The 13,784-nt window shown below is 35.4% G+C and carries 18 protein-coding genes; 8 read left to right on the forward strand and 10 right to left on the reverse strand.

Annotated features, from left to right (window positions below):
- Positions 1-18 precede the first annotated feature (18 nt).
- The 7 genes from paaD to fabD all read right to left on the reverse strand — a co-directional run bounded on the left by paaD (position 19) and on the right by fabD (position 5,246).
- The gene (paaD, locus tag RQM59_RS00320) at positions 19-519 is read right to left on the reverse strand and encodes a 1,2-phenylacetyl-CoA epoxidase subunit PaaD (protein ID WP_349240062.1); all 501 of its coding nucleotides are present in this window, start codon (positions 517-519) and stop codon (positions 19-21) included.
- A 1-nt stretch (position 520) separates the two neighbouring features.
- On the reverse strand, positions 521-1,273 hold the full coding sequence (paaC, locus tag RQM59_RS00325) for a 1,2-phenylacetyl-CoA epoxidase subunit PaaC (RefSeq protein WP_349240063.1): 753 nt from the start codon (positions 1,271-1,273) through the stop codon (positions 521-523).
- Positions 1,273-1,557 carry a 1,2-phenylacetyl-CoA epoxidase subunit PaaB gene (gene paaB, locus RQM59_RS00330; protein WP_349240064.1) on the reverse strand — a complete coding sequence of 95 codons (285 nt, stop codon included), beginning with the start codon at positions 1,555-1,557 and terminating at the stop codon, positions 1,273-1,275. Before paaB ends, paaC begins: the two co-directional genes overlap by 1 nt.
- A gap of 1 nt (position 1,558) precedes the next feature.
- Positions 1,559-2,515, reverse strand: coding sequence for a 1,2-phenylacetyl-CoA epoxidase subunit PaaA (gene paaA / locus RQM59_RS00335; protein WP_349240065.1), 957 nt, complete (start codon positions 2,513-2,515; stop codon positions 1,559-1,561).
- 18 nt (positions 2,516-2,533) lie between these two features.
- On the reverse strand, positions 2,534-3,604 hold the full coding sequence (gene paaE / locus RQM59_RS00340; protein WP_349240066.1) for a 1,2-phenylacetyl-CoA epoxidase subunit PaaE: 1,071 nt from the start codon (positions 3,602-3,604) through the stop codon (positions 2,534-2,536).
- Between the two features lie 76 nt (positions 3,605-3,680).
- A complete protein-coding gene (locus RQM59_RS00345; RefSeq protein WP_349240067.1) occupies positions 3,681-4,253 on the reverse strand; it encodes a TetR/AcrR family transcriptional regulator in 573 nt (190 codons plus the stop codon).
- Between the two features lie 105 nt (positions 4,254-4,358).
- Complete coding sequence (gene fabD / locus RQM59_RS00350) at positions 4,359-5,246, reverse strand: ACP S-malonyltransferase (protein ID WP_349240068.1); 888 nt, start codon at positions 5,244-5,246, stop codon at positions 4,359-4,361.
- A 95-nt stretch (positions 5,247-5,341) separates the two neighbouring features.
- Here fabD and RQM59_RS00355 point away from each other — a divergent pair, with 95 nt between their 5' ends.
- The 8 genes from RQM59_RS00355 (at position 5,342) to arsM (ending at position 11,195) form a co-directional block, all read left to right on the forward strand.
- The gene (locus tag RQM59_RS00355; protein WP_349240069.1) at positions 5,342-6,088 is read left to right on the forward strand and encodes a queuosine precursor transporter; all 747 of its coding nucleotides are present in this window, start codon (positions 5,342-5,344) and stop codon (positions 6,086-6,088) included.
- A 71-nt stretch (positions 6,089-6,159) separates the two neighbouring features.
- Positions 6,160-6,870 carry a DUF547 domain-containing protein gene (locus RQM59_RS00360; protein ID WP_349240070.1) on the forward strand — a complete coding sequence of 237 codons (711 nt, stop codon included), beginning with the start codon at positions 6,160-6,162 and terminating at the stop codon, positions 6,868-6,870.
- A gap of 6 nt (positions 6,871-6,876) precedes the next feature.
- Positions 6,877-7,212: an arsenosugar biosynthesis-associated peroxidase-like protein gene (locus RQM59_RS00365; RefSeq protein ID WP_349240071.1), complete on the forward strand. Its 336-nt coding sequence runs from the start codon at positions 6,877-6,879 to the stop codon at positions 7,210-7,212.
- A gap of 4 nt (positions 7,213-7,216) precedes the next feature.
- Positions 7,217-8,272 (forward strand): arsenosugar biosynthesis radical SAM (seleno)protein ArsS, encoded by a 1,056-nt coding sequence (arsS, locus tag RQM59_RS00370; RefSeq protein WP_349240072.1) that lies wholly within the window; start codon positions 7,217-7,219, stop codon positions 8,270-8,272.
- Between the two features lie 9 nt (positions 8,273-8,281).
- Positions 8,282-8,770, forward strand: a complete 489-nt coding sequence (locus tag RQM59_RS00375) for a rhodanese-like domain-containing protein (RefSeq protein ID WP_349240073.1) — start codon at positions 8,282-8,284, stop codon at positions 8,768-8,770.
- Positions 8,763-9,401 carry a TIGR04282 family arsenosugar biosynthesis glycosyltransferase gene (locus tag RQM59_RS00380; protein ID WP_349240074.1) on the forward strand — a complete coding sequence of 213 codons (639 nt, stop codon included), beginning with the start codon at positions 8,763-8,765 and terminating at the stop codon, positions 9,399-9,401. The genes RQM59_RS00375 and RQM59_RS00380 overlap by 8 nt, the downstream gene beginning before the upstream one ends.
- 2 nt (positions 9,402-9,403) lie before the next feature.
- Positions 9,404-10,219, forward strand: coding sequence for a purine-nucleoside phosphorylase (locus tag RQM59_RS00385; protein WP_349240075.1), 816 nt, complete (start codon positions 9,404-9,406; stop codon positions 10,217-10,219).
- 7 nt (positions 10,220-10,226) lie between these two features.
- Positions 10,227-11,195 (forward strand): arsenosugar biosynthesis arsenite methyltransferase ArsM, encoded by a 969-nt coding sequence (gene arsM, locus RQM59_RS00390; protein ID WP_349240076.1) that lies wholly within the window; start codon positions 10,227-10,229, stop codon positions 11,193-11,195.
- Between the two features lie 26 nt (positions 11,196-11,221).
- Here arsM and RQM59_RS00395 read toward each other — a convergent pair whose 3' ends face one another.
- From RQM59_RS00395 to RQM59_RS00405, 3 genes are read right to left on the reverse strand one after another with little or no spacing between them, the layout of a single operon-like run.
- The gene (locus RQM59_RS00395) at positions 11,222-11,734 is read right to left on the reverse strand and encodes a pyridoxamine 5'-phosphate oxidase family protein (protein ID WP_349240077.1); all 513 of its coding nucleotides are present in this window, start codon (positions 11,732-11,734) and stop codon (positions 11,222-11,224) included.
- Between the two features lie 7 nt (positions 11,735-11,741).
- Complete coding sequence (locus RQM59_RS00400) at positions 11,742-13,007, reverse strand: BamA/TamA family outer membrane protein (RefSeq protein WP_349240078.1); 1,266 nt, start codon at positions 13,005-13,007, stop codon at positions 11,742-11,744.
- A gap of 2 nt (positions 13,008-13,009) precedes the next feature.
- The gene (locus tag RQM59_RS00405; protein WP_349240079.1) at positions 13,010-13,747 is read right to left on the reverse strand and encodes a hypothetical protein; all 738 of its coding nucleotides are present in this window, start codon (positions 13,745-13,747) and stop codon (positions 13,010-13,012) included.
- Between the last annotated feature and the right edge of the window lie 37 nt (positions 13,748-13,784).

Genomic DNA, 13,784 nt, shown 5'->3' on the forward strand with positions numbered 1-13,784 from the left:
GCCTATGTTATTATTTGTCTATTTAAGACATTTAAAATAATCGAATGGTTCTTGACAATCGTCACATTGAAACTGCGCTTTACATGCAGTTGAACCAAACTGACTTACTAATTTCGTATTATGAGAACCACAATTAGTACATTTAACTAATCGTTTTTCGTGTAATAAAACATCCTTATCTGCTTCTGCATCTAAAGGTGCTGCGATTCCATAATCTTCTAACGCTTTTCTACCTCTGGGAGTAATCCAGTCGGTAGTCCAAGCTGGGGCTAAGATTAATTCAATTTCTGACTCAAATCCAGCCTCTTTTAATACTTTTTGTATATCATCTCCTATCACGTCCATAGCAGGGCAACCACTATACGTTGGTGTAATCTCAACCTTCACAATATTATTCATAATAACCGCAGAACGGACAACACCCATATCCATAATTGATAATACTGGAATTTCAGGATCTGAAACACCCTCCAATATTGGAACGAGTATATTATCTATGTGCTGTTCTACAGTTGTCATTTTACCATTCCATTTTTGGGTATGTGCGTTGCATATATTGCAAATCACTTAATAAGTATCCTAAATGCTCTGTGTGAATTCCTTCTTTACCTCCTTTTTGAAACCATTTAGATTCAGGAGTTTTAAGAGTGGCTTCTTCTAAAATCTCCGTTACGTTATTGTAATAAGTTTCTTTTAATTTAGTCACGTCTACTCCTACACCCGCTTCAACCATTTCTTTATCGGCTTTTGTTTGATGGAATAATTCATCTGTATAGGTCCATAGTCCATCAATAGCGTCCTGCATTTTCTGATGACTGATTTTTGTTCCATCTCCCAAACGTCTCATCCAATCTGAAGAAAATCGTAAATGATAACTCACTTCTTTAATGGATTTATTCGCAATTGCTGATAGGGTTAAATCTTTACTTTTTTGTAACTCTTGTAGGAACAATGAATGATATACGTCAAACAAAAATTGACGTGCCATAGTATATGCGAAATCTATATTAGGTTGTTCTACCAATAATACATTTACATATTCTCGCTCTTTACGCAACATGGCGATATCATCTTCAGTTCTTTCATCATCAGCAATTTTAGCAGCATACTGGTAATAGCTACGTACTTGTCCAAATAAGTCCAATGACATATTCGTGCAAGCGATATCAGTTTCTAAACTTGGACCATGTCCACAAAGCTCTCCTAATCTTTGTCCAAGAATCAAAGAATTATCCGCAATACCTAATATATATTTATATAAACTCTCTTTCATTACATGTGTTTTACTTCGTCCGGCAAATCATAAAAAGTGGGGTGACGATATACTTTATCTTGAGCAGGCTCAAATAGTTCACCATTGTTTTCTGGGTTCGATGCCGTAATATCTTTTGATTCTACTACCCAAATACTAACACCTTCATTGCGTCTGGTATATACATCACGTGCATTCTCTAAAGCCATTTCTGCATCAGCAGCATGAAGGCTTCCAAAATGACGATGTTCTAATCCGTTTTTACTTCTTACGAAGACTTCCCAAAGTGGCCAGTTTTTCTTCATTTTAAATGGCTTTATTAAGTTTTTTATTTGTTTTCTTTTCTGCGTATGCCATTGCAGCATCTCTCACCCATTCTCCTCGTTCCCAAGCATTAACTCTAGCACTCATACGCTCTTTATTACAAGGCCCATGGCCTTTTACCACCTGCCAGAACTCATCCCAATCAATTTCTCCAAAATCATAACTCTGTCGTTCTTCATTCCATTTTAGGTCTGGATCAGGAACTGTCAATCCGATTAAATCTGCTTGAGGCACTGTTTGATCTATAAATTGTTGACGTAAATCGTCATTGGACTTACGTTTTAGCTTCCATTTCATAGACTGAGCTGTATGAACAGACACATCGTCTGTTGGTCCCAGCATCATTAAGCTAGGCCACCACCAGCGATTTAAGGCATCTTGTGCCATTTCTTTTTGCTCTGGCGTACCATTCGCTAATTTGATCATAATCTCATACCCTTGACGTTGATGAAAGCTTTCTTCTTTACATACACGAATCATAGCACGTGCATAGGGTCCATAAGAGGTGTTACATAATGGTACTTGATTAATGATTGCCGCTCCATCAACTAACCAACCAATCGCGCCCATGTCTGCCCAGGTTACTGTTGGGTAATTAAAAATACTTGAATACTTTGCTTTTCCTGAGTGAAGTTGATCATATAACTCTTCTCTAGAAACGCCTAATGTTTCGCAAGCACTGTATAAATATAATCCATGCCCTGCTTCATCTTGAATCTTAGCAAGTAGTGCTACTTTTCTTCTTAAAGAAGGCGCACGTGTAATCCAATTCCCTTCTGGAAGCATTCCAATAATTTCGGAATGCGCATGCTGAGACATTTGTCTAATATGTGTCTTACGATACTTCTCTGGCATCCAGTCCTTAGGTTCAATTTTTTCATCACGGGCAATCCGCGCTTCAAATTGATCTTCTAAATTTTTTATTTGTTCTTCACTCATATCTGTTGAGTTTATATTTTAAACATCGAAATCTACTACTACTTTTTCTGTAGTTGGCACGGCTTGACAGCTTAAAACTAGCTTCTGCCCTACTTCTTTTTCATCTAACGCATAGTTAATTTTCATCTCAACTGAACCTTCCACTACTTTGCATTTACACGTACTACAAACTCCTCCTTTACAAGCAAAAGGTAAATCTGCTCCAGCCGCCAATGCTCCATCCAGGATATTATCATACTCATCCTCCATAATAAAATGGAATTCCTTTCCTCCATCTATAATGGTAACATCCGTACCTTCAACTTTTTGTTCTAGCACTTCAGCAATATGGGTATTGTCTCCTGGATCTCCAGAAAAGAATAATTCATAATGTATGTTCTCCTTGCTTAACCCTGCTGCCTCTAAATGATCTCTTATTAAAAAAATCATTTCTTGAGGTCCACAAATAAAACAATGATTTGTATCTGGAACATCTATAAATGTCTTGGTTAAAACACTTAGTTTTTCTGTATCAAAACGTCCATTTAAAAATGGAATATCTCGTTGCTCCTTTGTCAAAAAATAAAATACCTGAAAACGTCCAAAGAACTCATTTTTCAGTTGCTCTATTTCTTCTTTAAAGATAATGGATTTTACGGTCCTATTTAAATAGAATAGCTTGAATGTGCTATTAGGCTCAGCATGCAAATGCGTTTTTATGATAGACAACATTGGCGTAATACCACTACCAGCAGCAAAAGCTATATAATTATTGGCAGCTGCTGCATCAATATCTATGTAAAAATTTCCTGATGGTTCCATTATTTCAATAGTATCACCTGCTCTGAGCTCATTATTGGCATAATTTGAAAATACACCACCAGGGATTTGCTTTATTGCAACTTTCCATTTACTATCCAATGGACTCGTACATAATGAATAGGAACGACGAATGTCTTCGTCGTTTATTAATTTACGTAATGTTAAGTGCTGCCCTTGCTTAAAACTAAAATTAGCATGAAGTTGTTCTGGAATATCAAATTCGACAACCACAGTATCTTTAGTCTCTTTATAAATCTGAGCAACTTTTACTTGATGAAATTCAGCCATTAATAAACAAAATTGTTTGAGTAATTATTAAAACTAACAACTGTTAGTTTGCTTGTCAAAAATACAAAATTTATTTTTAATGATTTCGTATCCCATCTATCAAAACCTGATTTAGATTATTAACAAGTTCTTCTGATTTTAGTTCCTCTTTTTTAGGAATCCATAGGTATAACGATCTTAACGTTGATAAGATGGAAAATAACATAATCTCGGTATTACCATGTATAATTTCGTTGGCATTAATGCCTTCTTTGATGATGCTTCTAAAATTATCCTCGTAGCTGTTTCGTAATTCTAAGTAATACTCCAATTGTTCTTCAAGGTGCATCCAATCATTATTTAAGGAAGCCATTCCGTAGGAATTCTTGTATGCAATATTAACATGGAGGGCTACAATCTTTTTCAATTTTTCAATACTACTCACATCGTTAGTATATATCACATTCATTTCTTCAGTAAACTCTTCAGCAATAGAAATAATAATCATTTTAAGAATTTCTTGCTTTGAGCTAATATGATTGTACAAGCTAGCTGCTTTAATATCTAAAGCTTTTGCTATATCTCGCATAGTTACGGCCGCATACCCTTTCTTTTTAAAAAGTCTTGCAGCCACTTTAAGTATTTCGTCCTTTCTTCCTTCTTTTTTCAAGATGATACTAAATCGTTTTGTTAGCCTTTAAATATACAAAAAGCCCGTTCTTTTAGCTGAATTTATTTCAGTTATAGAACGGGCTTTTTATTTATTGTCTTTAGTTTATCCTTCAAAGATAGCTCCGCTTGCAGCGACGCTTCTATCTATCTTTCGCATTAACCCTTGTAATACTTTTCCTGGACCAACTTCTACAAACTCAGTTCCTCCATCTGCTATCATGGCTTGAATGGATTGTGTCCACTTTACAGGGGCCGTTAATTGTGCTATTAGATTTTCCTTAATCTCTTCGGCATTTGTAACTGCTTTTGCAGGTACATTTTGATATACTGGGCATGTTGGCTCATTAAAAGCTGTTGCCCCTATTGCTGCCGCTAACTCTTCTCTTGCAGGTTCCATCATTGGAGAATGAAATGCTCCTCCCACAGGTAACACCAGTGCTCTACGGGCTCCTTTTTCAGTCAATACTTCACAAGCTTTTTCTATAGCGCTAACCTCTCCAGAAATTACTAGCTGTCCTGGACAGTTATAATTAGCAGCCACCACAACTCCTTCAATATCATTACAAACTTGTTCAACCAGCTCATCTTCTAAACCTAAAACAGCTGCCATTGTTGAAGCTTGTGCTTCACATGCTTTTTGCATGGCCATAGCTCTTTGTGACACTAATTTCAATCCATCCTCAAAAGATAATACCTCAGCTGCCACGAGCGCTGACAATTCCCCTAATGAATGTCCTGCTACCATTTCCGGTTGAAATGAATTTCCTAAAACCTTCGCTAAAATCACTGAATGCAAGAAGATCGCTGGCTGAGTAACCTTGGTTTGCTTCAATTCTTCTGGAGTTCCTTCAAACATTACATCGGTAATACTAAATCCAAGAATACTATTTGCTTTTTCAAAAAGCTCTTGGGCCAACGGAGAGTTTTCATACAAGTCTAAACCCATTCCTGTAAACTGCGCTCCTTGACCTGGAAAAATATATGCTTTCATTTTTATCTTTGTTGATTGTGAGGGCAAAAATAGGAATTTATCTTATCATCCTCTACTCGTTTCAGAATCTCTTCAAGAATTAGTACTTTAGCTTTATGACTGAACAGAAAAAATCACATGCTGAGATTGTTTTTTTAATTTTAGCCGCCCTCTTTATTGCTTCATTAGTTACTTCGAATTTAATTTTTCAAAAGTTTTTCTATTGGTACCCTTTTGATGTTGAAATTTTTGGCTCAAAGCTTTTTGAAGTTTCTGTAGGTTTATTACCCTATCCTATTACCTTCTTAATCACTGATATTTTATCCGAAATCTATGGAAAAAAGAAAGCGAATCAAGTGGTGATTGCCGGAATTTTTGCCTCCTTCTTTTCACTAGCCATTATTTATGTTTCTCAAGAAGTTCCCGCAACTCCCTGGTCCCCTGTAAATGACACTACTTTTGTTAACGTTTTTGGAGCGGCGCCATTGGCTGTTTTAGCTTCGATGATGGCTTACTTATTCGCGCAATTTATTGACATTAGAATTTATCATTTTTGGAAAAAATTCACAAAAGGGAAACACCTTTGGCTTAGAAATAATTTTTCTACCTTCTCTTCTCAAATTATAGACACATTAACGGTTCTATTGCTACTTTGTTCTTTTGGAATTATTGGATGGGAGAATTTCTCAGGATTACTAATAAGTGGGATTATCTTCAAAATAATGATTGCGGCACTAGACACTCCAATTTTATATGCTGTCGTTTATGCATTCAGAAAATACTTTGGCTTAAAACCTGGTCAAGAAATCCATGAAAGAATAAGTATTGAATTAAAGAATGACATTGAAAATACTAGCCAATAATCTAAATTCAATTTCTCTGTAAACATTCTTGGTTCCTTTCGTCTAAAATGTCACAACATGAAACTATAGAAATGATGAAAAGGTTATTTATACTTATATTAATACTATCGATTGGCAATTTACATTCACAGACTTCTGCATTTAATGATTTATTACAAAATCATGTTAATGAAAAAGGAGATGTAGATTATAAAGCTTTTAAAAAGGATGAAGCAAAATTAGATACTTACTTAGCTTCATTAGAAAAGACAAATACCACAAGTTTTGCATCAGACAATACTGAAATGGCTTTTTGGATCAATGTCTATAATGCTTATACGATAAAGATCATTTTATCCAACTATCCTTTAAAAAGTATTACTAATATTAAGGAGGATGGAAAAACAGCTTGGAAGATTCCGTTTGTAAAGGCAGGTGGAAAAACCTATACTTTAGATTATGTGGAACATGAAATTCTTAGGAAAAAATTCAAAGACCCTAGAATTCATGTAGGCGTAAATTGTGCATCAGGTTCTTGTCCGAAATTAGCTAACTTTGCTTTTACTGCTGAAAATGTAGATTCGGCATTGGAATCATTGATGAAAGACTTTGTTAATGATACCACAAGAAACAAACTAAAAAAGAACAGTGTTCAAATTTCTGAGATCTTTAACTGGTTCAAAGGTGATTTTACAACGAATGGTTCTGTAATCGATTATCTCAATAGGTATTCGAATGTAGCCATCAGTAAAAAAGCTAAAATAAAGTACCTGCCATACGACTGGAGTTTGAATAGCAAATAACAATTTATGTCAAAAACATATTATGACCCTTCCGACCTAAGAAAATTCGGAAACATAACAGAATGGAGTGAAGAGCTTGGCAATAAGTTCTTCGAGTATTATGGAAAAGTATTTGAAGAAGGTGCTCTAAGTGCTAGAGAAAAGTCATTAATCGCATTAGCAGTAGCACATACAGAACAATGTCCGTATTGCATAGATGCTTATACCAAAGATGGCTTGCAAAGAGGTATTACCAAGGAAGAAATGATGGAAGCGGTTCATGTAGGAGCCGCTATTAAAAGTGGAGCAACTCTAGTTCATGGTGTTCAGATGATGAACAAGGTGGACAAGCTTGAAATGTAAGTACATGGCAAAAAAATCTCTTTTAGCAAGAAATAATGACCTTGCGAATACAGAACGTCAGTTAGAAATTTTGTCTAATGGTATCTTTGCCAATGGTGAATTGCCTACGTTCGCAAAAAAAATTAAGGAAACGAACCAGTTTCCTTTACGTCCAAAAAAATTGGAGATTCTACAGATAAACTTAGGATACATGTGTAATCAGGTTTGTGCACATTGTCATGTAGATGCAGGACCAGATCGGAAGGAAATTATGACCATAGAGACTATGCAGCAATGTTTAGAGGTCATAAAAAAAACAGGGGCACATACTCTAGACCTGACAGGAGGTGCACCAGAAATGAATCCAAATTTTAGATGGTTCGTAGAAGAAGCCTCAAAAGCTGGTATTCAAGATTTTATTGTTCGTTCTAATCTTACCATCATTCGTGCGAATAAAAAGTACTATGACCTACCTGAATTCTTTAAAAAACATAACGTGCATGTCGTATCTTCTATGCCTCACTGGACAAGAGGAAAAACAGACAAGCAACGTGGAGATGGGGTTTTTGACAAATCCATAAAAGCATTACAGGAATTGAATGCGGTAGGATATGGAATGCCTGACAGTACTCTTAAATTAGATCTGGTATATAACCCATCTGGGGCTTTTTTACCTGGAGATCAAATGGCATTGGAGCATGATTTCAAAAAAGCCTTAAAGGAAGATTTCGATATTGAATTTCACAGCTTGTTTGCCATAACGAACTTACCGATTAGTCGATTCTTAGATTATTTGATCGCTTCCGAAAACTATGAAGACTATATGTTTGCTTTAGTTGAGGTTTACAACCCTTTAGCAGTTGAAAATGTGATGTGCACGAATACAATCTCAGTTAGTTGGGACGGTTGGTTGTTCGATTGCGACTTTAATCAAATGCTGAATTTAAAGGTTAATAGCAAGGTCAAACATATTTCTGAATACAATGAAGAGTTATTGCAGAATAGAAACATCATTATTAATCAACATTGCTATGGATGTACCGCTGGGGCAGGTAGTAGTTGTCAAGGTGTAGTTGCTTAACTTTGTAGTATGAGAACGTTTCTTTTTATTCTTTTTTTGACTTCAACATCTGTATTCTCACAAGAAAAAATAAGTGATGTACTTAAAAAGTATAATTCTGAGACGATCCCATATATCCAAGTGGATAGTTTACAAAAACTATCGAATGTAATCATTTTAGATGCCAGAGAAAAAAGGGAATTTAGTGTCAGTCATCTACCGAACTCAGTTTATGTAGGGTATCAGTACTTTGACTTGAAAAAAGTAAAAAAAATGTTGCCCGATAAAAACGCGCGCATTGTAGTGTATTGCACTCTGGGAGTTAGATCTGAGGATATTGCAGAAAAATTGAAAAAAGCAGGATATACGAAGGTTCTGAATTTATTTGGTGGTATTTTCGAATGGAAAAATAAAGGATATCGTGTTTTGGACGTTAAGAATAATGAAACGGAAAATGTACATGTATGCAACACGTATTGGAGCCAATGGCTAAAAAAAGGCAAGAAGATCTATGAGTAAGAATTTATTAATCGTTTTTGTAAAGAATATTATACTTGGTAAGGTAAAAACAAGACTTGCTAAAACCATTGGAGATGTAGGAGCCTTTAATATTTATTATCAGTTGTATTCTATCACTGAAAAAGAATCTGGTAAAGTAACTACAGATAGGCACATTTATTTTTCTGATGTGATCATCACTTCCGGCTGGGAAGGTGGCGAAAAATTTGTTCAGGAAGGTGAAGATCTTGGGGAACGCATGAAAAATGCATTTCAACAAGGTTTTGATCAAAACTATGACAACGTTGTCCTTATCGGATCAGATCTTCCTAATATTACAGAAGAGGTCATTGAGTCTGGTTTTAAAGCGCTAGACAAAAGTGATGTCGTTTTTGGTCCAGCACAAGATGGGGGTTATTACCTAATAGGGCTATCACAAATGAACACTTCAATTTTTGAAAATAAACCTTGGAGTCAATCTACATTATTAGATGTAACTTTACAGGAATTATCCGAACAAAAGACGTCCGTATCCTTACTTGAATCTCAAAACGATATTGATACTTTTGAAGACCTTATTCAATCTGATTTTTATAAAAAGAATAAGAACATTCAGGATATCGTTAAACACATTAACTCAACAACTAACTAAGTATGAAAAAGCAACAACTCCAAGAAACCGTAGATTATTTAAAATCTAACGGAATAGATAACCCTGAAATAGGTATTGTTTTAGGTACAGGTCTTGGACAATTGATTCAGGAAGTAACCATTGAAAAAGAAATCCCATATACAGATATCCCTAATTTCCCAGTAGCAACGGTAGAGTTTCATTCGGGAAAGCTCGTTTATGGTGAGCTTTCAGGAAAAAAAGTATTGGTTATGTCTGGTCGTTTTCATTTTTATGAAGGCTATAACTTCTGGGAAGTAACCTATGGTATTCGTACTATGCATGGTTTGGGAATTTCGACATTGTTAGTTTCTAATGCTGCAGGAGCTATTAACTTATCTTACAAAAAGGGAGATCTTATGTTATTGGATGATCACTTGAACCTTCAAGGTGGATCGCCACTTGCTTTTAAAGGAGCAAATGAATTTGGGAATATCTTCGTAGATATGCTTGCACCGTATGATAAAGATTTAAATGCGAGAATGAAAGCTATTGCCAAACAAAACGACATACAACTACATGAGGGCATATATGCAAGTGTGGTAGGCCCTCAACTGGAGACAAGAGCTGAGTACAGAATGCTTCAAATTCTTGAAGTTGATGCGGTTGGGATGAGTACTGTTCCAGAGATCATTACAGCAAATCAAATAGGTTTGCAATGTTTAGCCGTTTCTGTTTTGACCGACGAATGCGATCCTAAAAATCTACAACCAGTAGACATTGAAGATATCATTGCTATAGCAGGAAAAACGGAACCAAAAATGATCACACTTTTTAAAGAACTACTAAAAGAATTATAAAAAACGAATGAGCTATTTAGAGACGACACACGATGTATATAAAGAAGCTGCATTGATCCCTGATGTTGGATTATGTTGTACTACAAATCCCATTTGGGAATTACCTGGATTAAAGATCCCACGAATCATGCAGGAGATGAACTATGGTTGCGGAAGTACTGTGCATGCACGTGATCTTACCAATAATCCAAAAATACTATATGTAGGTGTTGGCGGTGGTATGGAATTATTACAATTCTCATACTTCTCTCGTCAAGAAAATGGTGTGATCGGAATTGATGTGGTTGATGAAATGTTAGATGCGTCTCGAAAAAATTTCATCGAAGCAGAAATACAAAATGATTGGTTTAAAAGTGAATTCGTAGATCTTAAAAAAGGAGATGCTTTACATCTTCCTGTTGAAGACAACTCCATAGATGTGGCAGCTCAAAATTGCTTGTTCAATATTTTTAAAGCGGAGGATCTTAAAAAGGCAATTGCGGAAATGTATCGTGTTTTAAAACCACATGGTAGATTAGTAATGAGCGATCCTACTTGTGAGCAACCCATGAATGACAATTTACGTAATGACGAGCGTCTAAGAGCTTTATGTCTCAGCGGAAGTTTGCCTATTGATGAATATGTAAAGATGCTCACTGATGCTGGTTTCGGAACTATTGAGATTAGAGCTCGTAAGCCTTATAGAATTCTGGATCCTAAAAACTATGATACAGATGAACTGATCTATATCGAATCTATTGAGGTAGCAGCGATTAAAGATCCGATGCCAACAGATGGACCTTGTGTATTTACTGGAAAAGCAGCCATCTATTATGGCGACGAAGAATATTTTGATGATGGCTTGGGGCATATCTTGCTAAAGAATCAACCGCTTGCTATTTGTGATAAAACGGCAGCCGCTTTACAAGATTTAGGAAGAGATGATATTTACTTTTCTGAATCTACTTTCCATTATGATGGTGGCGGGTGTTGTTAAGAAACTTGAAAAAGACAAGAAGAATTTTAGTTGGTGTTGAAATTGATTTCGGGTGCTCGCCAAGTAATAGAGTCGCCTAATATTCTATGTCGTTCACTGATTACATTAAGTTTTCGTGGAATAACTTTTATTAGTAGGTAATCTGTTTTTCTGTCTTTATAAAAGTTTTTCCATTCTTCTTTCCAGAATTTTTCTTTTTTATCAGCATCATTTATCAAAGTAGCATTCCCTTGAATTGTAACATAACCGGGATCATTCTTATCAAAATAATACAATGTCACTTTAGGGTTATTTAAAATGTCCTGAACTTTTTTACTCTTGGGGTTCGTTGCCATCCAAACTGTAAAATCTTCTTCAGGTAAAAAAGGATCCATGGCACGAGCATTGGCAACCCCTGATGAATCAACTGTTATTAATGCACAATTTTTTGAAGCAACCATGATCTCTCGTGCGATTTCTTTAATTCCTTTTTCCTTTTGCGGATTCGTAGAGCAGGCAACGAAAAATGACAGTAATGATATAGTAAGTAGTCTTTTCATACATCGTTTAAAAATACTGTCCTATTCCGAAGACAATTCCCTTCGATTCGTTTCTGGTAATACCATATCCATAATCAATCCTAAAAATGGCATTGTAAATCTTCTTATGAATGAATCGTAAACCCACACCCGAGAAAATACGAATGTTCTCACTTTGAAAAAAGTCATTCAACTTTCCTCCTGGCGTTCTCCAGGTGCCTGCATCTATAAAAGCATTTCCTTGCAACACAAACCAATTCTTTTCTATAAGCGTGTATCTATATTCAGAATTCAACACCACACTACCTGTACCTCTATCTACCAAAATCCCTACACCTCTTAAGTTTACATTATTATCCAAGGCAAAGGGAGCGAAAGGTGTTTCTTGGTTAGAAGATAGTCCCATACGTAATCGATTTGCCCAATTACCTCGATCTCCGACTCTCTTATAGTAAAAGAAATCATTCCAGGCAATAAAGAATTTATCCTGAAAATTATTATTTGAGGTTACGTATTGCGTGTATAAAATGCTTTTAAATCCATCTACATATTGATAGTAATAGTCTAGGTTATCATACATATACACCAGTTTCAACAATATCTTATCTAAATCCAAATTTTGAGGCACCGAAGGATCTGTTGCTCCACTTAAATATTTATACTTTTCACTAAAGAAATTTAACCCAAAATTTAAGGTATTTTTAAAATTCACTTCATACAATCCCAATACCTCATAGGAAATATTGTTGTACATATAATTTGCTGACAAATTGTTAAAATACAGAGGCTCTTCACTTTTCCAATCCTGATAATTAAACGCTAACCCAAACCGTTTAGAGAATAAATTTGGAGCTCCAAAATTTAGTGCATATGTATCAAACCCATTATTTTGATAAAACCCTCCAAAAGCAATATTTCTTCCCAAGAAATTATAATCAAACAGTCCCAGTTTGTAAGAAAACTGCTGATTTGTAGATGTCCAAAAATTCACTAGTGGAATCACTGTTTTATTCTCTTCCAAGTAGATGAACACGTTATACAACTCATCATGAGAGTAAAAAACCTGATAGTACGCATGCGAAATGGCCGGCAATCTCTTAAGTCGAACAATATCTTCATCTAACACCAAGGAATCTAAAGTTCGCCCATTTTTAGTGGTTAAGATTTTTTTAATAAAAGAAATCTTTGTCTTATTAGCGCCCTTTATTTTAACATCGTAGACCTTTTTTTCTTGAGAAAAAACGGATGTCATTACAAATAACATCGTGAGAAAGAACAGGAATTTAAACTTCATTGCTACTGAGCTGTAAATGTATTTTGAACAACCAAATTTACCCAATTATCTTCACTTACACCCATTAGCACAAAATTATAATCTTGCCCAACCTCTAAATCAGGAGGAGTCATCGTATTAATATTCAAAACTACATTTGCCATATTTCTATACTGAAAGCATTTTTCATAGGTATATGTACCAGACAGGAAATCATCCTGTGCATTGGTGATTACCTGAAAATAAATAGCATTTTCTGCAATCGTTCCATCATTCCATGAGAATTTTGGTGAGCCCGATTGAGAAAGATCAATAGCTACTGTATTTATCCATTCTGAAGGTTTTGTACTATTCTTTAACCGGATGGGGTTCGAGATATGCAACGTTCCTTGTAACTTAAACGTAACCACACACCAAGCTTCTTCTAAGCCACCTCTTACAAATCGCTCTAGTTTACCTCCGAAAACAGATTCTTTAGTTAGTTCCTTTCTTTTATAAAGTGAAAGATCGTTAGGATCTATATTTAGTATCTCGCTTTCATAATATCGAATATCCGTAGCTCCGATAACCGGATAGTAAAAAACATATGAAATCGCAGGATCATCAGAGTTACTGGCAGCACAAGCGATTACCTCATCCAATGGATTCTGAGAATTCACATCAATATAAGCTTGTAAATTTTGTAATTCCTCAATTTGTTCATCATCTTGACAAGACACAAAACTTATAATGACAATAAGAAATAGCAGTCGAACTCTCATATAGACCAAGCAAATGTTTTAAACTCAGTCGAGAATA

The sequence above is a fragment of the Asprobacillus argus genome (assembly GCF_032248395.1).
GTDB lineage: Bacteria > Bacteroidota > Bacteroidia > Flavobacteriales > Flavobacteriaceae > Polaribacter > Polaribacter argus.

What these genes read in the sequence shown, in the direction of transcription:
- paaD (WP_349240062.1), bottom strand. Translation starts at nt 519, where the DNA reads ATGACAACTGTAGAACAGCACATAGATAATATACTCGTTCCAATATTG.
- paaC (WP_349240063.1), bottom strand. Translation starts at nt 1,273, where the DNA reads ATGAAAGAGAGTTTATATAAATATATATTAGGTATTGCGGATAATTCT.
- paaB (WP_349240064.1), bottom strand. Translation starts at nt 1,557, where the DNA reads ATGAAGAAAAACTGGCCACTTTGGGAAGTCTTCGTAAGAAGTAAAAAC.
- paaA (WP_349240065.1), bottom strand. Translation starts at nt 2,515, where the DNA reads ATGAGTGAAGAACAAATAAAAAATTTAGAAGATCAATTTGAAGCGCGG.
- paaE (WP_349240066.1), bottom strand. Translation starts at nt 3,604, where the DNA reads ATGGCTGAATTTCATCAAGTAAAAGTTGCTCAGATTTATAAAGAGACT.
- fabD (WP_349240068.1), bottom strand. Translation starts at nt 5,246, where the DNA reads ATGAAAGCATATATTTTTCCAGGTCAAGGAGCGCAGTTTACAGGAATG.
- RQM59_RS00355 (WP_349240069.1), top strand. Translation starts at nt 5,342, where the DNA reads ATGACTGAACAGAAAAAATCACATGCTGAGATTGTTTTTTTAATTTTA.
- RQM59_RS00360 (WP_349240070.1), top strand. Translation starts at nt 6,160, where the DNA reads ATGATGAAAAGGTTATTTATACTTATATTAATACTATCGATTGGCAAT.
- RQM59_RS00365 (WP_349240071.1), top strand. Translation starts at nt 6,877, where the DNA reads ATGTCAAAAACATATTATGACCCTTCCGACCTAAGAAAATTCGGAAAC.
- arsS (WP_349240072.1), top strand. Translation starts at nt 7,217, where the DNA reads ATGGCAAAAAAATCTCTTTTAGCAAGAAATAATGACCTTGCGAATACA.
- RQM59_RS00375 (WP_349240073.1), top strand. Translation starts at nt 8,282, where the DNA reads ATGAGAACGTTTCTTTTTATTCTTTTTTTGACTTCAACATCTGTATTC.
- RQM59_RS00380 (WP_349240074.1), top strand. Translation starts at nt 8,763, where the DNA reads ATGAGTAAGAATTTATTAATCGTTTTTGTAAAGAATATTATACTTGGT.
- RQM59_RS00385 (WP_349240075.1), top strand. Translation starts at nt 9,404, where the DNA reads ATGAAAAAGCAACAACTCCAAGAAACCGTAGATTATTTAAAATCTAAC.
- arsM (WP_349240076.1), top strand. Translation starts at nt 10,227, where the DNA reads ATGAGCTATTTAGAGACGACACACGATGTATATAAAGAAGCTGCATTG.
- RQM59_RS00395 (WP_349240077.1), bottom strand. Translation starts at nt 11,734, where the DNA reads ATGAAAAGACTACTTACTATATCATTACTGTCATTTTTCGTTGCCTGC.
- RQM59_RS00400 (WP_349240078.1), bottom strand. Translation starts at nt 13,007, where the DNA reads ATGAAGTTTAAATTCCTGTTCTTTCTCACGATGTTATTTGTAATGACA.
- RQM59_RS00405 (WP_349240079.1), bottom strand. Translation starts at nt 13,747, where the DNA reads ATGAGAGTTCGACTGCTATTTCTTATTGTCATTATAAGTTTTGTGTCT.